Genomic DNA, 26,977 nt, shown 5'->3' on the forward strand with positions numbered 1-26,977 from the left:
GTTGGTCCTCAGGAATCCATGGCCCATCGGGCGGACCATGTCCAGCCGGTTGGATGCGCGCCTGACTTTTACTTCTTCGGGGTGAACTCGATGTGCAGTTCCTTGAGCGCGCGCAGGCAGAAGGTCGGGCCGTGCTTGAAGTCGTTCTTGCCCTCGGCGAACTGGATGTGATCGAACCGGTCGGTCATGGCCTTGAAGCCCCAGTACAGCTCGCGGCGGGCCAGCGGCGCGCCCAGGCAATGATGGACGCCCGAGCCGAATGCCAGGTGACTGCCGGCGTTCTTGCGGTCGAGGTTTAGTTGTTCCGGGCAGTCGAAATGCTCTTCGTCACGGTTGGCCGACGCGTAGCGGGTATTGATCATCGCGCCCTTGGGGATCGTGACGCCATGCATCTCGATATCCTTGGCGGCGATGCGGAACAGGCTCTGTACCGGTGATTCGAGGCGCAGGACTTCCTCGACGAAGGTGCGGATGTCCTTGTCGTTGCCCTGCTTCAGGCGCGCCCACACGTCCGGGTTCTGGATCGCCAGCATCATGCCGGCCGACAGTGCGTTGGTGGAGGTCTCCGAGCCGCCGACGAAGGTATCGGCCATCATCTCGGCATGGAGCTCGTTGTCGTTCAGGGTCCGGCCCCATTCGGGGATCACGGTGTTCACCAGATCGGACAGCAGCGTGTCGTCGGGCTGCTTGCGCAGGCGCTCGAAGATCGGCTGGAAGTAATGCTGCGCCTCGATTTCCATCTCGACCGACCAGCGTTCTTCTTCCTCGGTCAGCATCATGCCCAGACGTTGCACCCAGGCGTCGGTCCAGGCCTTGATGCGCCAGATGTCTTCTTCCTTCGCGCCCATCTGCTTGCCGATGATGATCAGGGGCAGCGGCACGGCGTACTGCTTCACCCAGTCGCAATGGCCATCGGCGATGAAGCCGTCGATCAGCTTGTAGGCGGTCTGCTCCACCAGCGGATCGACTTCCTTGATCTTGCCGGCGCGGAACGCCGCGTCGAACATGGCGCGCATCTGCTTGTGATTGGGGTCGTCGCGGCCGGCCAGGGTCGGCGCCGGGGTCCAGCCCTTCTCCTCGTAGAGCTTGCGGATGCGTTCGGTGCGCTCTGGGTTCAGGGTCGTCTTGGGGCGCACGTTGCTGAAGCTTTCCGTGTCGAGCAACACCTTGCGCAGGTCCTCGTAGCGGGTGACGAAATAGAACCCGGTCACCGGATCCTTCCACACCGGCGCTTGCTCGCGCAGCAGCTTGTAGGCGTCGTACGGGCATTCCTGAAGTTCGGGCGTGAAGAAGTTCAGGTCATCGGGCTTCTGGATGGTCGTGCTCATCTGGGCTCCCCAAAGTCATCTGCGCTTGTTTGTACAACCCTTCGGCGGCGGTGGTAAAGGGTGCTGAAGGATGAAGCGAAAATTCAGCCTTTATGATAGGTGCAAAGGCATTAATAAGCATTGTATATTACTTTGCACCGTTATATTTCGTGAGTGATGAAAAAGGACGAACTGGATCGCACCTTCGGTTTCCTGGTGCACGATATCGGGCGGCTGATGCGGCGCGAGTTCGAGCGGCGCGTGCGCGACATGGGATTCACGCGCGCCCAGTGGCGCGTGCTGGCGCATCTGCGGCGGATCGACGGCATCAATCAGAGCCAGCTCGCCGATCGCATGGATGTGGAGCCGATCACGCTGGTACGGCTGCTCGACAAGCTCGAGGCGGCCGGCTACGTCCAGCGCCGCCAGGACCCGCAGGACCGGCGGGCCTATTTGCTCTACCTCACTGAAAAGGCCGGACCGCTGATCGAGCGGCTAGAGGTGATCTCCGAGGAGCTGCGCCAGGAAATGCTCGGTGATCTGACGCCGGATGAGCGCGACACGCTGATCGACATGCTGATGCGCATCAAATCGAACATGACCAACAAGACCACGGAGACTTTGTGGGAGGTGGCCGCGCATGAATAAGGTGACCAGCATCGACGGCACGGTGGCGGCCGAAGTTCCGAATCGCCGCCAATCCCGTTCCCTGCGGCGCGAACTGGTACGGGTCGGCTCCCTCGTGGTACTGGCCCTGCTGGTGCTGGCCGGGATGATCTTTTATCTGCTGTCGGGTCGTTATGTGACGACCGACAATGCCTTCGTCCAGGCGAACAAGGCGTATCTGAGCGCCCAGGTCGAAGGCCGCGCCGTCGAGGTGCTGGTGCGCGCCAACCAGAGTGTGAAGGCGGGCGACGTCCTTTTCCGGATCGACGACGCGCCTTACCGGATCGCCCTAGAGCGGGCCGAGGCGGATGTGGCGGCGACGCGCTACGGCATCGACGCGCTGCAGGCGTCCTATCGCGAGAAATCGGCGGCGCTGGCCACCGCGTCGGAGAACATCGCCTTCGCCGAGAAGGAATTCCAGCGCCAGCAGGAATTGCTGGGACGCGGCGTGATTTCGCGCGTGAGATACGATCAGGCCGAACACGAACTGACCGTCGCCCGGCAGAAGCGGAACGAGGCGCAGCAGGAACTGGCGGCGATCGCCGCGCGTCTGGGCGGCAAGTCCAGCCAGGATTCCGCCCGCAGCCCGGAAGTGCTTCGCGCCATCGCGGCCTATGACCAGGCCAAGCTGGATCTGTCGCACACGGTGGTGACCGCGCCCGAGGACAGCATCGTGGCGGCGGTCAACCTGCAGTTGGGCGAACAGGTGCAGCCGGGCAAGCCGGTCATCAGCCTGGTGTCGAAGCGCTCGCTGTGGATCACCGCCAATTTCAAGGAAACCGAGCTGACCAACGTGACGCCGGGCCAGAAGGCGACGATCACGGTGGATATCTATCCGGACCGGGAGTGGCACGCGACCGTGGGCAGTATCAGTCCGGCGACCGGCGCGGAATTCTCGCTGATCCCGCCGCAGAACGCATCCGGCAACTGGGTCAAGGTGGTCCAGCGCCTGCCGATCAGGCTGTATCTCGACGACTACACGGGCGATCCGCCGCTGCCGGCGGGTCTCAGCGCGTATGTCAAGATCGACACCGGCCATCGCAGCGGCTTGCAGCGGCTGTTCGACAGCGTGTTCGGTTAGGCGGGAGAGCCGGCATGAGCACGGCGGCCGGCGGCTTCAAGGCGGTTCCCTACCGGGGAATCGTGTCGGTGTCGGCCATGATGGCGACGACCATGCAGGCCATCGACAGCACCATCGCAAACGTGGCGCTGCCGCACATGCAGGCGAGCCTGGCGGCCACGCCGGACCAGATCGCCTGGGTGCTGACCTCCTACATCGTCGCGTCGGCGGTGATGATCCCGGTCACGGGGTTCCTCGCCCTGCGCTTCGGGCGCAAGAGCATCTTCCTGATTTCCATCGCCGGCTTCACCATCGCGTCGGCCCTGTGCGGCATCGCCACATCCCTCAACGAGATGCTGGTATTCCGTGCCTTGCAGGGCGTGCTGGGCGCGGCGCTGATCCCGCTGTCCCAATCGATCATGCTGGACTCGTATCCCGACCATGAGCGCGGCAAGGCCATGGCGGTCTGGGGCGTCGGGGTGATGATCGGGCCGATCATCGGACCGACGCTGGGCGGCTGGCTGACCGAATATTACGATTGGCGCTGGATCTTCTACATCAACGTTCCCTTCGGCATCTTCGCGTTCCTGGGACTGGCGCTGTTCTCGACCGATACACCCATCGACAAGAACCGCAAGTTCGCGGCCTATGGTTACGCCATGCTGGCGCTTGCCGTGACCGCGTTCCAGATGATGCTGGACCGGGGCGAGCGCGCCGACTGGTTCGATTCCATGGAGATCGTGATCTGGGCCGCGCTCGCCGCCATCGGCCTGCTGCTGTTCATCCATCACATGGTGTTTTCGCGAAACCCATTCGTGCACCGCGACATCCTGAGCGACCGCAACTTTCTCGCCGGCTCGATATTCTATTTCTGCGTCGCCATGGTGCTGTACACGTCCATGGCGCTGGTGCCGATCATGCTGCAGAACCTGATGGGCTATCCGGTGCTGGCGACCGGCTTTCTCATCGCGCCGCGCGGTCTTGGCATGATGATCGGCATGACCCTGGTGGGCCGGCTGTCGCAGCGCGGCGGCGACCCGCGTCTGTATATCTTCATCGGCCTCGTGCTGACGGTGTTCTCGCAGTGGGAGATGTCCCGGTTCAATCTCTATACGGCCGAGTTCGAGTTCATCTGGATCGGCATCGTCCAGGGTATCGGGCTGGGTATGACGTTCGTGTCGCTGAACCTGATCTCCTACGCCACGCTGGAGGTGCGCCTGCGTACCGAGGCGGCCTCGTTCGCCAACACCATGCGCAGCTTCGGCTCCAGCGCGGGCATCGCGCTGGTGTTCGCGTTCCAGGCGAGGGCTTCGCAGGTCAATCACGCCACGCTGGCGGAACAGATCACGCCGTTCAACAACAGTTTCAACATGCTGAAGCCGGATATCTGGGACCTGACCAGCGCGGCGGGCCGTGCCGCGCTCGACGCGGAACTGACGAAACAGGCTGCCATGATGGCCTTCACCACCGATTTCCAGCTGGTGATGCTGGCCACCATCGCGATCTTCCCGCTCCTGCTGCTGGTCAAGCTGCCGAAGCGTCTGATGCCCCCGCCGCCGGAGGCGGCGCACGAGTAGTCACCTCGGCGCCGTAGCGACCGGGGAGCTCTATTTTTTCTTTTTCCCCTTCTTTTCGGGCACATGGACCGTGCCCTTGCCGATGATCCAGGGCAGATCGAGGAAGGTCTTCACCCCGGATGGCGCGTCGCAGACGTAGGGCACGGCGTTGACGGCGTGCATGGCGGTTCCTTGCAGGCCGTCGCCGATCCAGCGGGCGTCGAAATTGACATGCATGCGCGGCTCGCCCTCAATGGTGATCGAATGGTCGCCGGTCGCCCAGCCGGGCGCGACGCTTTCATGCATGCGCCAGACCGTCTCATGGACGATGATCTTTTCGCCGCCGGCGATGCCGGCCCATTCCCAGTGCTGGCCGGCGACGGTCCCCTTTTTGACGAGACCCGCGGCGGTTTCCAGATCGGCGGGCGCCAGTTCCCGAACCGTGGATTCCGCGATGTCGTCCAGTTTCACGCCCAAGGCGTCGGCGATCATCTGGATGTTCTCGCGAAACAGGCCGGATAGCCAGAACGAGTAGCGTTCGGCGTCCTTCTTGAACTGGGCCGGCGTCTTGCCGAAGCCCATCATGTCGAACATGATCTCCGGCGACGGATAATGCTGGAAGTTGGAGATCTCGCGGACGTGGATCTTGTCCACGCGCTTCGACAGCGCCGTCATGGTCAGGGGCAGCAGATCGCCCAGCCACCCCGGATTGAGGCCGGTGGAATGGAAGGTGGAGCCGCCGCGCCGGCAGGCTTCCTCGAGCCGCTTGGTCAGCTTGGGGCCGTAGACCTTGGGGTACATGTAGCCGACCGTGGTGATCACGCTCTTACCAGAGGCCAGCAGGGCGCAGAAGGTGTCGATGTCGGCCATGGGATCAGCGCCATAGACCAGCGAGGGCAGCGCCGTGTGCAGCACCACGTCCGCGTCCATGGCGATGATCTTGTCGAGATCGTTGGTCGCCTTGACGCCCAGCTTGCCGATGCCGGCGATCTCGCCTGCGTCCATGCCGGCCTTCTGGTCGGAAAAAACGTACATGCCGACCAGCTTCATGTTGTCGCGCTCGGCGACGGCACGCACCGCGTGCTTGCCCACATTGCCACTCGACCACTGGATTACCTTGTAGGCCATCGCTTCATCCCCTCTGTCGTGCTCAACGGTCCGGCGAGCAGCCTAACGGTGACCGTCCGAGATGACTAGGGGACGGCGTGAGCCGGCTACCACAGGGGGCGCGATTCAGCGCTTGGCGCGTTCGAGCCGGGGCAGGCCGAACCATTGCATGGCCATGTCGATCAGATCGTCCTCGAACTCGGGGTCGTCGACGGAGAGTTCCGGCCAGGAGGGCGTCTCGTCACCCATGACGAGCAGCACCACCGTTCCCCTGATGACGCTATGGACGCGGACGATGGTCTTCATGATGTCGACGGGAGGATCGGGCCATCTGTCCGCCAGGAAGATGGCGGCCTGTTCAGCGGTGAAGCGGTTGGCGGCGGCGGCCATTTCGCAGGCGGTGGCGTCCACCAGCGCACTGCGCTCGAACAATCTCAGAATTGCCCGGTCGGTGCGACGCGAGCTGAACATCAGGCGGATATAGAACTCGATGATTTCTTGCGGCGTGCGCAGCGCCTCGCTGTTCTCCCGGAAGATGCGGACCACATCGGCCGCCCGCGCCCCGAAATAGGATGCCAGCACGGCATAGAGCAGGGACTGCTTGTCGGGAAAGCGGTTGTAGATGGCGCCCGCCGAGATGCCGGCTTCGGCGGCGATGTCGTTCATGCTGGCGTTTTCATAGCCCTTGGCCGTGAACAGGGCGAGCGCCGCGGCCATGATCCGTTCCAGCTTGTCGCGGCTGCGGGCCTGCTGCGGCTCGAGGATCCAGGACGTCGGCCCGGCCCAGCCCAGTTTCCGGTCGATCTCGCGCGGTCCGGCGATGCCGGATGTGTTGGTGTCGTCATTCATGGACAGTGGCGAACTCGTTTCGCACGTCGCGTTTGCCGCGCCTGGATTGAAAAATCTGGCTGCTGCCTGTCACTAACTGCAGGCGCCGCTTTGTCTGTGTAGTCATTTTGCCATCGTCGCGGAAGGGTATTCTCAAGGATATGCGCTCGGCCCTCATGTCGGTGGCATGCTGCGATTTCGTCTTGCCGAAGTAAACATGAATCAGTATTCATGTTCATGTAAGGGGAGCTGTGGTCATCGTCCGGCGTGCTTTGGCCGAACCGGATTCGCGGACCGCGTCAGGGGAGGAAAACCATGAATCCGTTCAAACGCCACGAGTCCGTCCGGGAGACGGGATCCAAGGTCTCTGCGCATCTGATGCTGGGAACGGCGATGATCGCTCTTGCCGGCCTGGTCCCGGCGGGCGCGCCGGCTCACGCGCAAGACGCCCCCGCCCCCGCGGCCGTGCCGCGGGAAGGCGGAATGCGCGTCGAAACCGTGCTGGTGTCCGCCAGAAAGCGCGAAGAGCGCCTGATCGACGTCCCGGTCGCGGCCACCGCGCTGCCACAGGCGACACTCGAGCGCTACAACATCGCCTCGGTCGAGCAGCTCGCCACTGCGCTCCCCGGCATCAACATTTACAAGTCGAGCGGTGGCGGCTCGGGCGGCAATTTCGAGATTCGCGGTGTCGGCCGCATCGCCTCCGATTACGGCGCGGAACAGCCGGTGGCGCTGGTGATCGACGGCTTTTCCTTCACCCGCGGCCATGCCATCAGCATGGCGTTCTTCGACGTCGAGAGTGTCGAGGTGCTGAAAGGCCCGCAGACTCTGTTCTTCGGCAAGAACAGTCCCGCCGGCGTGATCTCGCTCAAGACGGTCAGCCCGGGCGACACGTTCGAGGGCTTCGCCCGTGCCAGCTATGAATTCCGGACCGAAAATCCGGTGGTGGAGTTCGGCGTGTCGGTCCCGGTCGTGGAAGACAAGCTGGCGATCCGCGTCGCAGGGCGCGGCGAGTTCATGCAGGGCGGCTATCTGAACTATTCGACCTCGGCCGACGTGCCGCGCGATATCAGCCCGTTCGAGACCCAGGCGCTCTACCCGTCCGAAGGACCGCATGCCAAGACCTTTCCGCAGCAGAAGCAGGTCGTCGGCCGCTTCACCGGCGTGCTGACGCCGTCGGACAATTTCGACGCCACGCTGAAACTGACCTATTCCCGCATTCGCACCAATGACGCGGGCTCCATCGTCCTGTTCGGCTGCGCCGATGGCCCGGGCTCGAACCCCTATCTCAGCAACGCGTTCTTCGATGATCCGTCGACGCCCGGCGTGAACGAGGCGCTGATCAAGGACACGGGGCAGACCTGTCCCGACAAGCAGGGCAAGGTGAAGCTGGAGCGCCCGACGGCGGTGCCGCCGCGCGCCATCGCCGAAGCCAATCCGACGCTGGGTGGCCGGCCGAACGAGTACTTCAACCGGACCCGCAACATCCTGGCGACCTTGGAGATGAACTGGACCCTGGGCGACATCACGCTGACCTCGGTCTCGGGCTTCTGGGATTACAATCAGGACGAATATACCAATTACGATTACACCAGCTATGCGGTGGTGTCCTCGCTCCAGGGCGAGGAAGGCCAGAGCTGGACGACGGAGTTGCGCGCCCAGTCGAGCTTCGACGGCCCGCTCAACTTCATGGCCGGCGCGTTCTACGAGGACATGAAGCGCAGCCTCGATGCGCCGGTGCAGATCTTCCCGCTCGGCCCGGCGCCGTCGGGACCGTGGCCCGCCATCTATGATGGCAGCTTCCTGACTTATCACCATCACTGGGACAACAATATCGAGAGCTATTCGGTGTTCGGCGAGGCGCGCTGGGACATCACCGACAGCCTCGAGCTGTCGGGCGGCGTGCGGTATACCAAGGAAGACCGGCAGACCTTCGGCGAGCAGTATTTCAACCGTCTCGACACCTTCCTGCCGCCGGCGTTCAATCCGTTCGCGCCGTCGGGCAGCACGGCCAATCTGCGCCGCAAGTTCGACGACGTGTCGCCGTCCGCGACCCTGAGCTGGCACCCGGTCGAGGACATGATGATCTTCGCCGCCTACAAGACCGGCTTCCAGGCGGCGGGCACGTCCAACCCGGGCACCTTCACCAATTTCTTCACCTGTGGGAACGGGTGCCCGTTCACGCCGGAGCAGATCAACGACGCGCTGACCTTCGACGGCACCGACGTGGAAGGCTTCGAGCTGGGCGTGAAGGGCCAGTTCCTCGACGGCCGTCTGCGGGCGGAACTGGTCGGTTGGCGCTACAAATATACCGGCCTGCAGGTGGCGATCTTCAACTCGAGCACCACCACCTTCACCATCCAGAACGCGGCCGGGGCCACGAATATGGGCCTGGAAGGGTCGTTCAACTTCATCGCCACCGATGAGCTCGAGTTGCGCGGCTCGTTCCAGTACGTGCAGCAGAAGTACAAGGACTACACCAACGCCCAGTGCTATGTGGGCCAGACCGATCCGTCCGCCTCCAACTACCGGCCCGAGCTGGCGGCGCTGTGCCTGTTCGATCCGGCGCTGGGCACCAGCGCGCAGAACATGAACGGCGAACGCTTCGGCGGCGGGCCGCTTCAGTTCAAGCTGGGCTTCACCTGGGAAAAGCCGCTCGCCAATGGCGACTGGCTGGTCTCGTTCAGCGGTGATGTCCTCTACAAGCAGAAGGGCCGCGAATTCCTGCGCCAGCCCAACACGGCCGTGCCGTCCTATGTGGTCATGGACGTGTCGGCGCGCCTGTCGCAGGGGAATGGACCGTGGGAGTTCGCGCTGATCTGCTCGAACTGCACCAACGAGAAATATGTCGTGTCCATCCTCGACAAGCCGCTGGGCAAGACCGGCGATCTCACCGGCGAGATCGCCCTGCCGCGCCTTTTGACCCTTCAGGCCACCTATCGGTGGTAACCGGCCAGAGGGCGGGATCAGGAAGATGACGGTCGAGGACGGGCACAACCGGGCGGCGGCCCGCATGCTGGCCCATGCCGAGAACGGGACGACGGATTCGGCGCCGGATATCCGACGGGTTCCGGTCGCCGATTATCTCGACACGGAGCGCTGGCAGCGGGAGATGGAGGTGATCTTCCGCCGCGCCCCGCTGATGCTGGCGCTCAGCATCGAGCTGGCCGGTCCGGGCGCGTACAAGACCATCGAGGCGGCCGGCAAGCCCGTGCTGATGGTGCGCGGGTCCGATGGGCAGGTGCGGGCCTTCCTGAATGTCTGTTCCCACCGTCAGGCGATGGTGGCCGAGGGCTGCGGCAAGGCGAGCCGGTTCACCTGCCCGTACCATGGCTGGACCTACAATGCGGAAGGCCGGCTGGTCGGTCTGTCGGACCGGCAGAAATTCGGCGAGGTGGATACGGCCGGGCTCAATCTGGTCGCGCTGCCCTGCGCCGAGCGGGCCGGCATGGTCTTCGTGTCGCTGACGCCGGGGGCCGAATTCGATATCGAGGCCTATCTCGCGGGCTTCCTGCCCGACCTGGAATGGCTGGGGCTGGAGAACTGGTACCTGCACGGTATCACCCGGATCGACGGCGCGTCCTGGAAGGTGGTCACCGACGGCTTCCTCGAGAACTATCATTTCGCCACCGCCCATGCGGACACCATCTTCGCGCGCAACCTGTCGAACACGGCGTCGTTCGACTTCTTCGGGCCGCACATCCGGCTCGGTCTCGCCGGCAAGTGGGTGAAGGATCTGCGTGGCCGTCCCGAGGGCGACTACTACAAGTACGACACCGACGAATTCGGCTTCGTCCGGTTCGTGTTTCCGAACCTGGCCATCGCGGTCGGCCGCAACCAGGGCGGCAGCATGACCCAGATCATGCCCGGCCCCACGCCCGATCGGACCATCGCCTATCAGCACCTGATCTTCCCCAAGGCACCCGAGACCGAGGAAGAACGCGCCCGCTGCGACGCCATGGAGGACTTCCTGCGCGAGGTGGTGACCAGGGAGGATTTCGACCTGGGATTCCGCATCCAGCGCGGGCTGGAATCCGGCGCCTACGAGCACATGGTGTTCGGCCGCAACGAATGGGGCAACCAACACTATCACGCCAGCATTGAGGCCTTTCTCCGCGAGCCTTCCGGGTAGATGATCGTGTCCAGGGGCAGGTGGGGAGCCTGTCCGCTGGAGCCGCAAGACCTTCACGCCACATAACCGAATGGGGAGACGAACCGTGCGCGCAGCGCCCTTTTTTCCTGGCCAGACCATGTCCACGACCTTCTGCATGTCGGTGGATGATACGTCGCTCTATTTCGATGTCGGCAAGCTGACGCCCAAGCAGCAGAAGGAAGACGAAGAAAGCCGCGACCTCATGGGCTTCTTGCAGGTCGTGCTGATCGGCCTGGGCAAGCCCGCCGACCACGTGGCCATGTACGACGCCTTCGGCAAGGCGCCCTGGCCGGAGCGGCTGGCGCGCTATACCGACTTCTTCAACCGGATGGGCCTGACCCCCGTTCCGCCCGAGCACCGGCACCTGCACCCGAAGGAGGAGTTCTATGCGTCCGTCGCGCGTAATCTTCCGCCGACGGACAGCATCACGCTGTACATGACCAGCGGCACCAACAGCGTGCTGCACAATGATCCGGAAGCCCTCCGGATCAGCCGCAACGTCAACTCCAAGTTCCATTTCGCCGAACACGCGCCGAAGTTTGGCATTCCGGTGCCCGAGACGCTGGTGACCACCAAGGCCGGTCTCGATTCGGCCGAGGCGCAGGCCTTCGTCGCCAAGCACGGGCCCAAGGTGATGCTGAAGATCTCGGGCCTCGCCGGGGCGCGCAACGTCACCGTCGTCGACAGCCTCCAGGCGGCCAAGGACTATGTGGCGGAGTTCGATGGCGGCATCGCCGTGTTGCTGCAGCAGCGCCTCGACTTCAGCGACTGGACCGAGATGACGGCCGATTACCGCATCACGGACAAGGACATCACCATCGCCAATGTGCGCCAGATCATGTTCGCCGACGGTGTCTGGGTCGGCAATCTGATCGGCCCGGACGTGATCCTGACCGAGGCGCACCGCAAGGAACTGATGAAGGTGGCCGAGTACGCCCGCGCCCAGGGCTTCGTGCGGCCGGAAGGCATCAATTGCGGCGTCGACTACTTCATCAAGGGCGACGACGTCATGGTGACCGAGATCAACGCCCGCTGGACCGGCGGCCTGTTCCCCACCGAGATGCTGCGGCGGGTCGGCGCCACCCACGAGAGCGCCATCGCCTTCGTCGACATGGTGCGCGCCGACAAGTTCGACCGCTACCTGGGGTTCATCGACGAGCATCTCTACAAGGAGACCAAGGGTCCGTTCGCCGTGGTGCCGCTGGGCTGCAGCCCGATCCCGCAGATGGTGGCCGGCGCCGAGAGCTATCTGAGCTGGCAGGTCATCACCGGCGACTTCGAGGCGTTCAAGCAGGCCCGCCGCGACCAGCTTGGCGAGGGCGCCCTCATGCGCGCGGACTCGATCCGGCTGGGTTTGGGGTAAGCGAGTCCCGATCGAAGAGCGACAGACCCGTCACCAGATGATGTCAACCGTGGCGTGGGCGAAGGCACGATCCGAGGTCACGACCTTGCAGGAACGTGCGATCGCCTGCGCGACGATCAGGCTATCCCAGGGGTCCTTGTGATCCCAGTCCAGCGCGCCGCCCAATCGCATGTCCCCGGCTTCCAGCGGCAGCCACGGGATTTCAGCGGCGGCGACGTGGTGCTCCAACTCGAGTGCGATGGCGAGGGGGAGTTTTCCCAGACGCGCCTTGTTGATCAGTTCATAGAGCGAGACAACGCTGGCGCGTCTCTCGTTGTTCGGGTCACTGATGACCAGAGTGGCGGCTGATGACAGCCTTTTATCATCCGTCAGCCACTACAGAAGGGCATTGGTGTCGAGCAGCAGGATCACGGATCGGTGTCATTGCCGACGCATAACCCGATCCCATTGGTGCCTTGGCCTTCCATGATCGCCTGGTCCTCGGGATCGAGCGGCTCGAAGGCTTCAGGGGGCAACTTCCAGTGCCTGGCGATGCCGGGAGTCCGAGGCTGTGATTGCGGCAACGGCACCAGCTTGGCCAGTGGCTTGCCGGAGCGTGCGATCACGATCTCTTCGCCGGCGGCGGCCCGCGCCACCAGATCGGAGAGATGAGCCTTCGCGTCGGCGATGTTGACCGGCTTGTTCATCAATGAAATATGGGCTGCGGTCACCTGTTGGTCAACGCAGTTGGTCATCCTGATCGCGGGCCGCCGGACACCTTTTGGCCGGGGGCACGGTCCGCCGCCGCTTTACCCCACCCGCCGATCCATTCCTGCCCAATAGGGCTCGCGCAGCTCGCGCTTGAGCAGCTTGCCGATGGTGCTGCGTGGCAGGTCGTCGCGCAGTTCGACGCCGCTCAGGCGCTGCAGCTTGCCCAGCTTTTCGTTCGCCCAGAGACGGATTTCCTCGCCGGTTGCCGTCGCGCCCGGCTTCAGGACCACGAGGCCCAGCGGCGTTTCGCCCCATTCGTCGCTGGGGATGGAGATCACGGCCGCGTCGTCCACGGCCGGATGCTTCAGCAGCTCCGCCTCCAGGTCGGCGGCATAGATGTTGAAGCCACCGGAGATGATCATGTCCTTGGCGCGATCCAGCAGGGTGATGAAGCCGTCCTCGTCCATGCGGCCCATGTCGCCGCTGCGCTGCCAGACGCGCCCGCTAGGATCGGTCCAACGGCTCTCGGCGGTCTTGTCGGGCTTGTTGTAGTAGCCGGTCATCATGAAGCTGGACCAGCCGATCAACTCGCCGATCTGGCCGCGCGGCACCTCGTTCATATTCTCGTCGACCACGCGGATCTCGGTGCCTTCGCGGGCATAGCCGACCGTGTGCACCTTGTCGGGATTCTCGTGTGCATTGAAGAAGCAGCCGACGCCGCCCTCGGTCATGCCATAGACCTCGGTGAAGCCGCCCGGCCAGGCGGTGATCAGCCAGGTCTTGAACTCGGGGCGCAGCGGCGCCGAGGTGCAGAACTTCCACTGGAAGCTGGACAGGTCGTACTTGCCGAAATCCGGGTGATCGTGCAGGCGGTGATACTGCACGGGCACCTGCATGGTGTGGGTCGCGCGCTCCTTCTCGGCCAGCTTCAGGTAGCTTTCCGTGTCCGAGCGGGGCAGCAGGATGGTGGTGCCGCCCCAGGCCAGCGCCGGCAGCAGCGCGAACAGTGTGGTATTCGAGTAGAGCGGCGTCGAGACGATGAGCCGCGTGTCCGGGCTGTATTTGAACGCGTCGCGCGTCGCCCAGTAGGAAATGCGCGTGCGGTGATCGTGCAGGATGCCCTTGGGCACGCCGGTGGTGCCGGACGAATAGATGATGTTGAAGTCGTCCAGCTTGTCGATGGCGACGCCGGGGTTGGTCTCGGGATACTGGGCGATCCAGTCCTGGAATCCCGTCCAGCGGTCGTCGGCGAAGTCATAGGCGATGCGGCCGCCGGTCACCAGGGTGTGCAGGCGCGCGTCGATCTGGCCGACGAGCTCCATGGTTTTCTTCGAGACGAACAGCACCTTGGAGCCGCTGTCGGCGATCATCGCCTCGAGGCTTTCGGCGCTGGCCATGCCCGACAACGGCACGGCGCAGGCGCCGGCGCGGATGATGCCCCAGAAGGTGAAGAAATATTCTGCCGAGGTGTCGGCCAGCATGGCGACCTTGTCGTTGCGCCCGACGCCCAGCGCGATCAGCCCGTTGGCGATCCTGTTGATGATCTTGTCGCCTTCGCCCCAGCTGTAGCGGCGGTCATTGAACACCAGCATTTCGGCGTTCGGCCGGGTGCGGGCGTGATAGTCCATGAGATCGGAGAGATTGGCTTCCCGTTCGAACTGCGTGAGCATCGTCTATCCCCTGAGATTTTCTTGTGGCGCAGCGTGCCAGCGGCACCGCGCATGTCAATATGCGGCGTCCAATATGGCTTTCACCGAGGCTTCGTCGGGCAGCGGGCGCGGGTTGGTGCGGACCCACATGCTGGCGACGCTGCGGCGGGCGATGCCGTCGAAATCGTCGCGGGTCACGCCTACGTCCCGCAGGGTCTGCGGCAGGCCGAGGCTGGCGATGAAGGCGTGGACCAGGTCGGCGGCGTCCTCGTCCGGGCGGCCGAAGGCGGCGGAGACGTAGCGCTGGGCCTGTTCGGTCACCGGCTTGTTGTAGCGGAGCACGTGCGGCATCAGGATGCAGGACGTATAGCCGTGCGGCACCTCCTTCATCCCGCCCAGCACGCCGCCGATACCGTGCGAGGCGCCGTAGGGCGCGCGATCGATGCCGTGTCCGGCGATCCAGGTGGCCTGCTGGCAGGCAAGGCGCGCGTCCAGATCGTCCGGGTCGGCCTTGGTGCGCGGCAGATTGGCGGCGTACATCTCGATGGCCTGGCGGCAGCAGCCGGTGATGAACGGATTGGCCTTGATCGAACAGATGCCCTCGATGGCATGGTCGAGACCGCGGATGCCGGTCGAAAGCCACAGCCATTCGGGCGTGTGCCGGGTCATGGCCGGGTCGAGGATGATGACCTGACCCGCTGAGTTGGTGCCGACGAAGCCGTCCTTGAACTGCTTGCGCAGGTCGGTGACGCCCGCGATGGTGCTGAACTCGGCGCCTGACAGGGTGGTCGGGACGATGATCTGGCGCACGGTGGAAGGCCGCGATGTCGGCGTGACGTAGCTGCCGTCGGCGTTCACCCGCGTGTGCCAGGCGTCCATGCCCTCGACGGTACGCACGTCCTCGGCGATGCAGATCTGCACCGTCTTGACCATGTCGATGGCGGTGCCGCCGCCGATGGTGACGATCAGGTCGGCACCCGCCGCCCGCACCGCGTCGGCGCATTCCAGCACGGTCTCTCGCGGCGTGTGGGCGATGCAGTCGTCATAGAGGCCGACGACGAGGTCGCCGAGCGCCGATCGCAGGTCGGCGATGGCCGGTGTTCTCCGGTTCAGCGACTTCGCGGTGACGATGAACAGCCGGGTTTTCCCCAACCGCTCCGCTTCCGCGCGGATCGCTTCGGCCGCAGGGCGGCCGAAGACGATACGTTCCTGCGGAATGTAGTCGTAGCTGCCCGAAGGCATGGGTGGCTCAGGAGCCGCCGGTGACATAGAGGCACTGGCCGGTGACCCAGCCCGAGGCGGGCGAGGACATGTACAGCACGGCCGCGCCGATATCTTCCGGCGTGCCCCAGCGCTCCAGCGGCAGCTTCATGTATTCCTTCAGCTCGGCCTCGCGCTCGGGCGTGTGCATCTTCATGGAATCGATGAAGTTCTCGGTCGGAATCGGACCCGGCGCCACGGCGTTGACGCGGATCTTCGGCGCCAGCTCGCGCGAGAAGGTGGCGGTCAGGCTGTTCACCGCCGACTTGGAGGCGCCATAGGGGCCGTTCTTCAGGTTCGGGCCCATGTCCTTGGCCGCGCGCGACGAGATGTTCACGATCGCGCCGCCGTTCTCGCCCATGGCCTTGGCCGCGACGACGCAGCCCGCCCAGACGGCTTTGATGTTCAGGTCGATCTGCGCCATGAACTGCTCTTCCGAGGTGCGCGTCAGCCAGCGCGGCGTGCCGTCGGGCAGACCACCGGCATTGTTCACCCAGATGTCGAGTCCGCCCAGTTCGTCCTGGGCGCGCTTGGCCAGGTTTTCCAGGAACTCCATCTTGGTCACGTCCGTCGGCACCGCGATGGCGCGGCGGCCGCGTTCCTGAACTTCCTTGACCACCCGGTCCAGCTCGTCCTTGCTGCGCGAGGCGACGGCGATATCCGCGCCGGCCTCGGCGAGCGCCAGGGCGATGCCCCGGCCGATGCCCTTGCCTGCGCCGGTGATGACGGCGACCTTGCCGTCCAGCTTGAATAGATCGAGAGCACCCATCCCGTTAGTTCCTTTCGTCTTCCCTTGAGAGTGTTTTGTGTCAGGCCGTGGCGGCCGGCAGGCGGATCACCATCTTGCCGCGGTTCTCGCCCCGGTAGAGGCGCTGGAACACGTCGGGGAAATCCCCGACATCGCCGTCGACGATGTTGTCGCGCAGCACCAGCTTGCCTTCGTTCATCCATTGCGCGATCTGTTTCTGCGCCTCGGCGAACTTGTCGAGATAATCATAGACCACGAAGCCCTGCATGCGCGCGCGCATGGTGCCCAGCCAGATGTAGTTGCTGGGGCCTTCGATCTTTTCCTGGGTGTATTGCGAGGTCGAGCCGCACATCAGCACGGTACCGCGCATGCCGATCCACCGCAGGCTTTCATTGAGGATCGGCCCGCCCACATTGTCGAAAATGGCGTCGATCCGGTCCGGCGCGGCCGCGACCAGCTGGTCGTACAGGTCACCCTTCTTGTAGTTGATGGCTACGTCGAAGCCGAGTTCCTCGGTCAGCCAGCGCGCCTTGTCGTCGCTGCCGGTGATGCCGATGACGCGCGCGCCGAGAATCCGGCCGATCTGGCCGGCGACCGAGCCGACGGCGCCGGCCGCGCCATTGACGACCAGCGTCTTGCCCGGGCCGAGCCGGCATTCCTCGGTCACGGCGAAATAGGCGGTGAGGCCCGACACGCCCATGCCGCCCAGCCATGAGGGCAGGGGCGCGATGGCGGTATCCACCAGAGACAGGCCCGCGCCGTCCGACACGGAATAGTTCTGCACGCCCAGGCCGCCGGTAACGTAGTCGCCTTCCTTGAAGGCCGGATTGCGGGACTCGACGATCCGGCCGGCGACCGTGCCGCGCACGAGGTCGCCCGGCTGGACGCGGAACAGGAAGTCCTTGCTGTCGCGCATGATCAGGCGCAGCGCCGCATCGACGGACAGATACTGGGCCTCGACCAGCACCTCGCCGTCCTTCGGCTCGGGCACCGGCGCCTCGCGGACCTCGAAATCCTGCGGCCCGGCTTCTCCTTCCGGGAAGCGGGTCATGAAAAGCTGGCGGTTGCGGGCGGCGTTCGGGCGATCGGACACGTCAGGCCTGCTTCTTGTCGAAAGTGATGTGCAGATGCTTCAGCGCGCGGACCATGAAGTTGCCCTGATGCTGGAAGTCGTTCTTGCCCTCGGCGAACTGGAAGTTCTCCAGCCGCTCGAACAGGATGCGGAAGGCGATGTTCATTTCCTGACGAGTCAGCGGCGCACCGACGCAGTGATGCTCGGCGGTGCTGAACGCCAGATGCGCGCCGGCGTTCTTGCGGCAGACATCAAGCCGGTCGGGGTCGGCGAACACCTTGGCGTCGCGGTTCGCCGAACCAAAGCGCATGTTGATCATGGACCCGCGCGGGATCTGGACGCCGCCCAGTTCCGTGTCCTTGACGGCGACGCGGAAGATGCCCTGGGTCGGGCTTTCGACGCGCAGCACTTCCTCGACGAAATTCTTGATCAGCTTGGGATCTTCCTGCACCAGCCTGTACTGGTCCGGGTTCTGGATCAGCAGCATCATGCCCGACGACATGGCGTTGGTCGTGGTCTCGTTGCCGCCGACCAGCAGTTGCTCGGTCATGGACATCATCTCACGCACGGTCAGGTCGCGCTCGCCGTTGAACTTGCCATGGACCAGATCGCTGATGATCCGGTCATCCCGGTTGACGCGCTTTTCCTCGAACTTCCCGGCCAGATAGTGCTGCAGCTCGACGATGTTGCGGGCGCACTCCACCTGACGCTCGGCGTCCATGGTGTGCGCGTGCGGCAGCACCCATTCCTCGGACCAGAATTTCAGCCGGGGCAGGTCTTCGGGCGGCAGGCCGAGCCGGTCGGCGATAACGTGCATGGGCAAGGGATAGGCGAAATCCATGATGAAATCGCATTCGCCCTTGTCGATGAACTTGTCGATCAGCTCATTGACCAGCTTGGTGATGAAGGGCTCGCAGGCGTCGATGCGGCTCTTGGTGAAGGAGACGTCGACCAGGCTGCGATACATGTCGTGCAGCGGCGGGTCCTTGGACAGGATGGCGTCACGCGGCCAGCCTTCCGTCTCGAAGATTTCCGGGATCGCCGGATTGCTCCACAGCGTCTCCTGCGACCAGTCGGTGAGCTGGTCGGAGAAGGTCTCCCAATCCTTGGCGACCTTGCGGCACAGATCGTAGGTGGTCACCACGTACCAGCCGGTCTCGGGCATCTTGTAGACCGGCGCTTCCTCGCGCAGGCGCTTGTAGTCGTGGTACGGACACTCGACGCTCTGCGGGTCGAGCAAACGGATATCCAGCGCTTCCTTGTTCATGGTCAGGCCTTCTCGAACGAGATATGCAGGTCTTTCAGCGCGCGCAGCGTGAACCCGGGGATATGCTCCGGGTGCTCATGGCCGGGCTTGAAGCGGATGTTCTTCAGGCGGCCGAACAGGCTGCGGAACGCGCGGTTCAACTCGATCCGGGCCAGCGGCGCGCCGAGACAGTGATGGATGCCCTGGCTGAACGCCATGTGGCGTCCGGCATTGGGGCGGTTGATGTCGATCTTGTCCGCGTTGGGGAACATCCGTTCGTCGCGGTTGGCCGCGGCGAAACGCAGATTGACGATCTTGCCCTTGGGAATGGTGAAGCCGTGGAACTCCACGTCGCGGGTCGTCGCGCGGAACATGCCCTGTGTCGGCGATTCCAGACGCAGCACCTCCTCGACGTAATTCTTGATGGCCGCCGGGTTCTCCGCCAGGCCGCGTTGCACGTCCGGGTTCTGGACATAGAGCATCATGCCAGACGACAGGGCGTTCGCCGTCGTTTCGTGCCCGCCGACCGCGGCGGTCTCGGAGAACGAGAGCACTTCCCGGGTCGTCAGTTTCCGCTCGGTACCATCGAGACCTTTGTATGTGGCGTGCACCAGCATGCTCAGCAGACCGTGGTCCGGATTGGCGCGCTTCTTTTCCGCCTGGTCGACGAGATAGTGCTGGAACTCGCAGATGATCTCGGTCGCTTCCAGCTTTTCCTTGCGGCCTAGACCCATGGCGAACGGCTTTACCCAGGCTTCGGCATAGTGCTTGAGCTTGGGCAGATCTTCCATGGGAAGGCCCAGCATGTTGGTGATGACGGCGGCGGGCAGGGGAAAGCCGAAATCCGTGACGAATTCGCATTCGCCCCGGTCCACGAAATTATCGATGAGAGCGTCGATGGTCTGCTGGATGAAGGGCTCGAACTCGCGCAGCTTGGCCGGGAAGAAGAACGGGTCGATCAACTCGCGATAGGTGGTGTGGTTGGGCGGATCGAGCATGAAGGTCGGTTGCCGCTCGAAACCCTTCTCGCGGTAGATGGCGTTCATTTCCTCGTCGGTCGTGGGCGGCGGCGCATGCGCGGCCAGATCCTCGGAGAACTCCTCGGGGTTGCGCACGATTTCGGCGATGTGGTCGTAGCGCGTGATCACATACATGCCATTGGTCGGCAGGTGATAGACGCCGATGTCCCGCAGCTGTCGATAGGCATCGTATGGGTTCTCCTGGACTTTGGGGTCCATGAGGTCGATGTCCGCCGGCGCGATGGCTGGGGTTTCCGCCTGGGTGCTCAACGCAGCTTGCTCCACCATTTCTGCATGACCACGCCGTGGTCCTTGGAATAGCGCTTGGCGAGTTCACTGGCGTCGTCGGGCAAATCCTGGTGCTCGGTCGGCGGCAACTCGTTGGCGCCCTGGACTGGATCGATCCATTCCAGCTTGTTGCTCTCCAGCAAGGAACCGAAGTCCGGCGCCTCATGATGGTCGCTGGTCTGATGAACCATGAATGACCGGTAGTCCTTGAACGACAGCAGGCAGTAGTAGTGGCCGGGCTTTTGCGAGCGGAAGTACTCGTAGCGCAGCACGTCCTTTTCCAGCCTGTGCGTCTGTTCCCAGATCTGCCGGGCGACCGTTTCGAACTCGGCTTCCTTGCCGTCGAAGATCTTCAGATGGGCGATGAAGGTTGCCATGAGCGTCTCTCCCCTAATTCCGCAGCGCCGACCACCAGTCGGCCATGCGGATCGCATAGCTCTTGGCGTATTTCTGGACCAGTTCGCTGGCGCCGGGCGGGGCGTCCTGCGGCTCGTTCTGGGCGAGGGCGTTCGCGCCCTTCACGGCGTCGACCCACTCGATCTCGATGTTCTGGACCAGATCGCCAAACTCGGCGCCAAAATCCTCGTGGGCATCGCTGGACTGGTGCACCAGAAAGGCCTGGAAATCCTTGAACGACAAAAATCCGTAATACGAACCTTCCTTTTCGCCACGGAAGAACTCGTAACGTGTCGTCCCCGGCTCTGTCGCGTGGGTCGTGCGCCACAGCGAGCTCTGCAATTCCTCGAACCGGGCTTCCCTGCCCGGTTTGATCTGGATGTGGGCGAGGATTGTCGCCATGTCGTCTTCCCCGTTTCAAGAGCATCGCAAGGTTGCGTCGTGCCGTACAACCTTCATGCGTGATTGTTTTGCGGCAGTTTGAGACCGGGCGGACGGGCGAGTCAAGGATTAACGCCGAGGTCAGGTCGCGGCTGGAATGATGAGGCCGGGATAGGGCGCAAAAACGCACTGATACCGGTGTCTGACCCTGAGGTCGTTGCAGCTGCAAGCACCGGTTTTCAAAGGAAAACCCGTCTGGCACCGTTGTCTTAAAAAAACAGTCATATTTGTGTAAATTGACCCTATCCTCATGATTAATCAGTACTTTTTGCAATACATGCATGCGTGAATGTGTAGTGACCCTAGATTCCCCTGCCCCTAGGGTGCGCCGCTTCAAAGGTCCGTCGTGCAAGTCGGGCCATGCTCATGAACGGGCAAGCAACTGAAGGGGAGTAGCCAATGAAAAAGGACAAGCTGCGCACGCTGATGATCGGGGGGGCGACTGTCGCCCTGTCCGGTCTGGCGTTCGCATGGACGCCGGTCATCGCGCAGGATGCGCCGGCCGCCGCCGCGCCGAGCCAGTCGTCAGTGGGCGTGCTGGAATCGGTCACGGTCTCGGGCACGAAGCGTGAGTCCAACCAGCAGGAAACGCCGATCGCGATCTCGACGGTGACCTCGGCCCAGCTCGAGAACACGTTCATCTCGGACGTGCGCGCCGTGGCCCAGATGGCGCCGAACGTGATCCTCAGCAACGTCACCGGCTTCAACGCGCTGGCACCGGCCATCCGCGGCGCCGGTACCAACGGCATTCTGGTCACGCAGGACGCGGCCATCGGGCTCGTCATCGACGAGTTCGCGCTCTCCAGCGTGCAGTCCCAGTTCGTGGAACTGTTCGACATCGAGCAGGTGGAAGTCTATCGCGGTCCGCAGGGCACGCTGTTCGGCAAGAGCACGACCGGCGGCGCCATGGCGATCACCACCAAGAAGCCGGAGATGAACGAGTATTTCGGCCAGGCCGAGCTGACCTTCGGCGGCTACGGCCGTGAAGGCGGCAACATCGGCAAGGGCAAGCTCGCCATCAACGTGCCGGTGGTTGACGACAAGCTGGCGATCCGCATCACCGGCGTCTACGACTATTCGGACGGCTACTACCGGAACGACAAGGACACCTCGACCTTCCCGAATCTGGTGCCGTTCTATGCCGCGCTGGGCTTGCCGACGGTCAACCCGCCCATGCCGGCCGGCCTCGACACCTCGACCCGTGGCTCGGGCGAGCACCTCGGCGGTCGTGATGTCCTCGCCATGAAGGCGAAGGCGCTGTTCACGCCGACCGACAATTACGAGGCGCTGTTTACCTTCGAGCTGGTGCGCGACCGCTCCGACAGCCCGCCCGGCGTGAACGAGACCGTCGCCGTCGACCGCTTCGGCACCCAGTTCCTGCTGCCCCGCCTGGGCTTCATCGGCATCGCCGATGCCGGCGTCGGTGACAATCCGTTCAGCACCGGCATTTCCAACCAGAACACCCGCGCCCAGAACGTGGCGAAGGGGCATTCGGTGAATGTCGAGGGCTTCTACCTGAACCAGTCGATGGAATTCGACAGCTTCACCGTGAAGTCGATCACCGGCTACCGGATGATGGAAGAGACGCTGCCCAGCACCTATCCGGGTGAAGCGTTCAACAACCTGTTCGACAGCTCGCGCAATCTCGAGCGCAAGATGTTCCAGCAGGAACTGCGCATGGTCACCAATTTCGACGGCCCGTTCAATTTCGTCGCGGGCGGCCAGTACTTCATGGACAACATGCAGTTCCGCGCCTTCTCGTCGCAGGGCTTCCAGTCGCTGTACAACTTCCATCGCACCGGTCCGACGCTCGGCACCACGCCCAGCCCGGTCCAGTATTATGACGCGATGGGCAATCTGAACCTGAACCTGGATTACATCAACGATCCGACGGTGACCGGTTCCGAACAGTACCGTGACACCTATGCGGTGTATTTCGACTTCAATTACGACATCACGGACCGCCTGACGTTCAATGGCGGCGTGCGCTACACCTACGACAAGAAGAAGTTCGTGCGCTTCCATGACGGCAATGGCCCGTGCACGAGCGCGACGCAGCTCGAGTATCAGCGCTATCCGAACGACGACCCGAACACGCCTGGCGTCTATGAAGGCCCGTGTTTCGACAGCCGCTCGAACGCCATCAGCCGCGCCGGTCTGACCGCCAACGACGTCAATCCGCGCGAGAACCCGCTGCCCCTGTCGGCGTTCGGCCTGAACGTCAATACTCAGGACAGCTGGAAGCGCCTCACGTGGCGCGCCGTCGTCGACTACAAGGTCACCGACGAGATCATGACCTATGCCGGCTATTCGACCGGCTTCCTGGCCGGCGGCTTCACCGAGACCTGCTCGGGCGTCGCCACCTGCGTGCCGTTCAATCCGGAAAAGAACTGGAACATCGAAGCCGGCCTGAAGGCGGATCTGTTCGACCGCACGTTGCGGTTCAATCTCGCGGCCTTCTACACCCGCTATAACAACCTGCAGCGCAACCAGGTCGTGCCGTACATCAATTCGGTCGGCAACCTGGCCCAGGAAACCATCACCGTGAACGCCGGTGAGTCGGAATCCTACGGTCTCGAACTGGAAACCGTCTGGGTGCCGGTCGACAATGTGCGCGTCGATTTCACCATGGGTTACCTGAAGTCCAAGTACCTGGATTTCCAGACCGACTACATTCCGTCGGACGCGGTCCTGATCTCGCGCGGCCTGTGCACCGCGTCGCCCTGCTCGGCGAACGGCGTCCCGGGCGCGAACATCAACGGCAATCTGGACGATGGTACCCTGCTGACCGTGCCGTTCTCGCCCAAGTGGAACATTGGCATGGGCATCACCTATGACATGGATCTGGGCAACACCGGCACGCTGACCTGGAACGCCAACTTCCACTATCAGTCGAAGGCCGAATGGCAGGTGTTCAACAGCGAGAACACCCAGCTGCAGGAACGCTTCCTGCTCAACGCCAGCCTGACCTATCGCGATCTGGACGAACGTTACCGCGTGACCGTCTATGGCAAGAACCTGCTGAACGAAGTCTACCGCACCAACGCCAACTCGGTGGCCGGTCTGTGGAACTTCACCCAGTATGGCGCCCCGATCGAGTGGGGCATCGAAGCCGGCTTCTACTTCTAGTCATCCGTCGCGGAGGGGCGGGCAGCCTGCTCGCCCCTCTTCCGACAGGGGTGACGATAAAAGACATGCAAGCTTGGTGTTGCCGACAAGCCACACTGTTTGGATATCGGTGTCATAACAGTCATGCGTGAACGATTGAGCGTGACGTGACTGATTTTAACTGCTTATTCTCCCCTCCGTCTGAATAGCGTCCCGATCAACGGGCGCGAGCCAATACGGACCCGAAGGGGAGTTCAACGATGAGTGTGTCATTGCGACGCGCGCTATGCGCGTCGGTCGCCCTTACTATTGCCGGAGCCTGGGCGCCGGCTTACGCGCAGGACGCGGCCCCGGCCGCCGCCGCGCCGACGCAGCGCGCGGGACTTGAGACGGTCACCGTCTCGGGCACCAAGCGCGAAGAAGCGTCGCAGGACGTGCCGATCGCCATCTCGGCGATTTCCGAACAGCAGCTTGCCAACACCTTCCGCAGCGACGTGCTCGCCGTGTCCGACATGGCCGCGGGCGTGACGCTGGGCCAGATGGCCGGCTTCCGCGCCGTCGCGGGTGGTATCCGCGGCACCGGCCAGAACGGCATTCTGGTGACGCAGGACAGCTCGGTCGCCATCCTGGTCGACGAATTCGGCCTCAACAACGTGCAGGCGCAGTTCGTCGAACTGTTCGACGTCGAGCGGGTCGAGGTCTATCGCGGTCCGCAGGGCACCCTGTTCGGCAAGAACGCCACCGGCGGCGCGATCTCGATCGTGACCAAGCGTCCGGAAATGAACGAGTTCACCGGCGACGTCGAATTCCAGCTGGGCATGTTCGACAGCAACAACGGCAAGATCGCCAAGGGCAAGTTCGCGATCAACATTCCGGTTGTCGAAGACAAGCTGGCCCTGCGTATGACCGCCATCTACGACTATGATGACGGCTATATCACCAACAGCAAGTCGGCCGGCAGCTTCCCGAACCTGATCCCGCTGTACGGCGCATACGGTCTGCCGACCGTCAATCCGCCGCTTCCCCCGGAACTGGGCACCAACGCCACCGGCACCGGCGAGCGCGTGAACGGCACCGATGTGTTCGCGGGCAAGTTCAAGGCCCTGTTCACGCCGAACGACGTCTACGAAGCCTATTTCATCTGGGAAGTGCTGCGCGACCGGTCTGACTCGACCGCCAGCGTCAACGATTCCCCCGCGCTCGGCGCGATCGATCCCGACGCGGGCGTGCAGAACATGCTGCTGCCGCTGCTCGGCTTCCCGGGCATTGACACCACCGGTGACAGCCCGTGGGTGACCGGCGTGTCCAACCAGTGCGCCGGCAATAATCCGCGCGGCCTGTGCATCACCTCGGGCCACCGGGTCAACGTCGACGGCTACCATCTGCACCAGTCGCTGAATCTGGAAGACGTCAGCTTCAAGCTGATCACGGCCTACCGGAAGCAGAAGGAAATCCTGCCGAGCTCGTATCCGGGCGAAGCCTTCGTCAGCCTGTTCGACGCCACGCGTAACCTGGAGCGCGAGCAGATCCAGATCGAGTTGCGCGCCGCCACCAATTTCGACGGCCCGATCAACTTCATCGCCGGCGGCACCTATCAGGAAGACAACGTCGACATGCGGTCGTTCTCGACCGTCGGCCTGTCCTCGCTGCTGCCGCGCACGGATGCCCAGCTTGGCCGTCCCACCGTCGGTAATCCCTATCTGGACGATCGCGGCTTTGTGAACCTGGATCTGGACTACATCAACGATCCGGCCACGGGCGGCGCCAGCCAGGACCGCACGACCTATGCCTTCTACTTCGACGGCAACTGGGACATCACCGATCGCCTGCGCTTCACCGCCGGCGTCCGCTGGACCCTGGACAAGAAGTCGTTCTTCCGCCGGGCCAACCCGGGCGGCGAGTGCAACCAGTACACCAAGGCCAAGGATCAGCGTTTCGTCGATGTCGACAACAACGTCAACACCCCGGCCGTCTGCTTCGACACCCGCTCCAACGCCATCTCGCGTGGCGGTCTGACGGCTTCGGATATCGATCCGCGCCAGATCCCGCTGCCGGATGAGCAGTTCGATCTGGTCGTCAACACCAATGACAGCTGGGACAAGATCACCTATCGCGGCGTCCTGGACTACAAGGTCACCGACGAAGCCCTGATCTATGCCAGCTATGCCACCGGCTTCATCTCCGGCGGTTACACCGAAACCTGCTCGAGCGTCCGCACCTGCGTGCCGTTCCAGCCGGAAAACAACTGGAACGCCGAACTCGGCCTGAAGGCGCGCTGGTTCGACAACACCCTGCAGACCAACATCGCGGCGTTCTACACCGTCTATTCCGACCTGATCCGTTCCCAGGTGGTGCCGTTCACCGACTTCGCCGGCAACACCACCCAGGAAACCATCAACGTCAACGCCGGCAAGTCCCGCGTAATCGGTCTCGAAGCCGAAATCAACTGGATGCCGACCGACAATCTGCGCGTCGACCTGTCGGCCGCCTATCTGAACCACAAGTACAAAGAGTTCCTTCTTGACCGTAACGGCGACGGCGACACGCTCGACGCCAACGAAAATCTGGTCGACTACAAGGTGCCGTTCTCGCCGAAGTGGAAGATCGGTGGCTCGATCACCTATGACGTCATCCTGGGCGATGCCGGTGTCCTGAGCCTGAACACCAGCGCCAACTACCAGTCTGAAGCCGAAATGGCCGTGTTCAACTCGCTGAACACCCAGATGGAATCCCGCTTCCTGTGGGATGCCGCAGCGACCTGGCGCGACGCCAACGAGCGTTACCGTGTGACGGCCTTCGTGAAGAACATCCTAAACGAAGAGCACCGTATCGGTTCCAACTCGGTGGCCGGCCTGTGGAACATGACCATCTACGGTCGTCCGCGGACCTACGGCGTCGAAGTGGGCTTCCACTTCTAACGCACGACTTAAACCCTCACCGGTTATAGCGGGCGCTTCGGCGCCCGCTTTTTTTTGCTGTGGCGGGATCGACACAAAACCCTGAAAAAAGACCGTCAGGCG

The 26,977-nt window shown here is 63.4% G+C and carries 21 protein-coding genes; 8 read left to right on the plus strand and 13 right to left on the minus strand.

Annotated features, from left to right (window positions below):
• Positions 1-68 precede the first annotated feature (68 nt).
• A complete protein-coding gene (locus WJU17_RS14135; protein WP_346328043.1) occupies positions 69-1,328 on the minus strand; it encodes a cytochrome P450 in 1,260 nt (419 codons plus the stop codon).
• A 156-nt stretch (positions 1,329-1,484) separates the two neighbouring features.
• Here WJU17_RS14135 and WJU17_RS14140 point away from each other — a divergent pair, with 156 nt between their 5' ends.
• Genes WJU17_RS14140 through WJU17_RS14150 form a run of 3 tightly spaced genes read left to right on the plus strand, consistent with a single transcriptional unit; the run spans position 1,485 to position 4,610 of the window.
• Positions 1,485-1,955: a MarR family transcriptional regulator gene (locus WJU17_RS14140; RefSeq protein ID WP_346328044.1), complete on the plus strand. Its 471-nt coding sequence runs from the start codon at positions 1,485-1,487 to the stop codon at positions 1,953-1,955.
• Positions 1,948-3,054: an HlyD family secretion protein gene (locus tag WJU17_RS14145; protein ID WP_346328045.1), complete on the plus strand. Its 1,107-nt coding sequence runs from the start codon at positions 1,948-1,950 to the stop codon at positions 3,052-3,054. The genes WJU17_RS14140 and WJU17_RS14145 overlap by 8 nt, the downstream gene beginning before the upstream one ends.
• 14 nt (positions 3,055-3,068) lie before the next feature.
• On the plus strand, positions 3,069-4,610 hold the full coding sequence (locus tag WJU17_RS14150; RefSeq protein WP_346328046.1) for a DHA2 family efflux MFS transporter permease subunit: 1,542 nt from the start codon (positions 3,069-3,071) through the stop codon (positions 4,608-4,610).
• Between the two features lie 30 nt (positions 4,611-4,640).
• On the opposite strand, the gene WJU17_RS14155 is transcribed toward WJU17_RS14150, so the two are convergent.
• Both WJU17_RS14155 and WJU17_RS14160 read right to left on the minus strand, forming a co-directional pair.
• Positions 4,641-5,717: a dihydrodipicolinate reductase gene (locus WJU17_RS14155; protein WP_346328047.1), complete on the minus strand. Its 1,077-nt coding sequence runs from the start codon at positions 5,715-5,717 to the stop codon at positions 4,641-4,643.
• 105 nt (positions 5,718-5,822) lie between these two features.
• On the minus strand, positions 5,823-6,545 hold the full coding sequence (locus WJU17_RS14160; protein ID WP_346328048.1) for a TetR/AcrR family transcriptional regulator: 723 nt from the start codon (positions 6,543-6,545) through the stop codon (positions 5,823-5,825).
• A gap of 294 nt (positions 6,546-6,839) precedes the next feature.
• Here WJU17_RS14160 and WJU17_RS14165 point away from each other — a divergent pair, with 294 nt between their 5' ends.
• The 3 genes from WJU17_RS14165 to WJU17_RS14175 all read left to right on the plus strand — a co-directional run bounded on the left by WJU17_RS14165 (position 6,840) and on the right by WJU17_RS14175 (position 12,040).
• Positions 6,840-9,473: a TonB-dependent receptor gene (locus tag WJU17_RS14165; RefSeq protein ID WP_346328049.1), complete on the plus strand. Its 2,634-nt coding sequence runs from the start codon at positions 6,840-6,842 to the stop codon at positions 9,471-9,473.
• A gap of 25 nt (positions 9,474-9,498) precedes the next feature.
• Positions 9,499-10,656: an aromatic ring-hydroxylating dioxygenase subunit alpha gene (locus WJU17_RS14170; RefSeq protein WP_346328050.1), complete on the plus strand. Its 1,158-nt coding sequence runs from the start codon at positions 9,499-9,501 to the stop codon at positions 10,654-10,656.
• 85 nt (positions 10,657-10,741) lie between these two features.
• Positions 10,742-12,040 carry a hypothetical protein gene (locus tag WJU17_RS14175; RefSeq protein WP_346328051.1) on the plus strand — a complete coding sequence of 433 codons (1,299 nt, stop codon included), beginning with the start codon at positions 10,742-10,744 and terminating at the stop codon, positions 12,038-12,040.
• Positions 12,041-12,070: 30 nt separating this feature from the next.
• On the opposite strand, the gene WJU17_RS14180 is transcribed toward WJU17_RS14175, so the two are convergent.
• Genes WJU17_RS14180 through WJU17_RS14225 form a run of 10 tightly spaced genes read right to left on the minus strand, consistent with a single transcriptional unit; the run spans position 12,071 to position 20,810 of the window.
• Entirely contained in the window at positions 12,071-12,412 is a 342-nt protein-coding gene (locus WJU17_RS14180) for a type II toxin-antitoxin system VapC family toxin (RefSeq protein WP_346328959.1), read from the minus strand.
• 35 nt (positions 12,413-12,447) lie between these two features.
• A complete protein-coding gene (locus WJU17_RS14185) occupies positions 12,448-12,774 on the minus strand; it encodes a type II toxin-antitoxin system Phd/YefM family antitoxin (RefSeq protein ID WP_346328052.1) in 327 nt (108 codons plus the stop codon).
• A 54-nt stretch (positions 12,775-12,828) separates the two neighbouring features.
• Positions 12,829-14,400, minus strand: coding sequence for an AMP-binding protein (locus WJU17_RS14190; protein ID WP_346328053.1), 1,572 nt, complete (start codon positions 14,398-14,400; stop codon positions 12,829-12,831).
• Between the two features lie 54 nt (positions 14,401-14,454).
• On the minus strand, positions 14,455-15,621 hold the full coding sequence (locus WJU17_RS14195; RefSeq protein WP_346328054.1) for an iron-containing alcohol dehydrogenase: 1,167 nt from the start codon (positions 15,619-15,621) through the stop codon (positions 14,455-14,457).
• A 7-nt stretch (positions 15,622-15,628) separates the two neighbouring features.
• The gene (locus tag WJU17_RS14200; protein ID WP_346328055.1) at positions 15,629-16,408 is read right to left on the minus strand and encodes an SDR family oxidoreductase; all 780 of its coding nucleotides are present in this window, start codon (positions 16,406-16,408) and stop codon (positions 15,629-15,631) included.
• A gap of 40 nt (positions 16,409-16,448) precedes the next feature.
• Positions 16,449-17,480: an NADP-dependent oxidoreductase gene (locus WJU17_RS14205; RefSeq protein WP_346328056.1), complete on the minus strand. Its 1,032-nt coding sequence runs from the start codon at positions 17,478-17,480 to the stop codon at positions 16,449-16,451.
• 1 nt (position 17,481) lies between these two features.
• A complete protein-coding gene (locus WJU17_RS14210) occupies positions 17,482-18,726 on the minus strand; it encodes a cytochrome P450 (protein WP_346328057.1) in 1,245 nt (414 codons plus the stop codon).
• Positions 18,727-18,728: 2 nt separating this feature from the next.
• Positions 18,729-19,994, minus strand: a complete 1,266-nt coding sequence (locus WJU17_RS14215; protein WP_346328058.1) for a cytochrome P450 — start codon at positions 19,992-19,994, stop codon at positions 18,729-18,731.
• A complete protein-coding gene (locus tag WJU17_RS14220; RefSeq protein WP_346328059.1) occupies positions 19,991-20,389 on the minus strand; it encodes an antibiotic biosynthesis monooxygenase in 399 nt (132 codons plus the stop codon). Before WJU17_RS14220 ends, WJU17_RS14215 begins: the two co-directional genes overlap by 4 nt.
• Positions 20,390-20,402: 13 nt before the next feature.
• Entirely contained in the window at positions 20,403-20,810 is a 408-nt protein-coding gene (locus WJU17_RS14225) for an antibiotic biosynthesis monooxygenase (RefSeq protein ID WP_346328060.1), read from the minus strand.
• A 438-nt stretch (positions 20,811-21,248) separates the two neighbouring features.
• Here WJU17_RS14225 and WJU17_RS14230 point away from each other — a divergent pair, with 438 nt between their 5' ends.
• Positions 21,249-23,978: a TonB-dependent receptor gene (locus WJU17_RS14230; protein WP_346328061.1), complete on the plus strand. Its 2,730-nt coding sequence runs from the start codon at positions 21,249-21,251 to the stop codon at positions 23,976-23,978.
• A gap of 239 nt (positions 23,979-24,217) precedes the next feature.
• A complete protein-coding gene (locus WJU17_RS14235) occupies positions 24,218-26,875 on the plus strand; it encodes a TonB-dependent receptor (RefSeq protein WP_346328062.1) in 2,658 nt (885 codons plus the stop codon).
• Positions 26,876-26,977: the final 102 nt, after the last annotated feature.

The organism is Iodidimonas sp. SYSU 1G8 (assembly GCF_039655775.1).
In the GTDB taxonomy this organism is placed as follows: domain Bacteria; phylum Pseudomonadota; class Alphaproteobacteria; order SMXS01; family SMXS01; genus RI-34.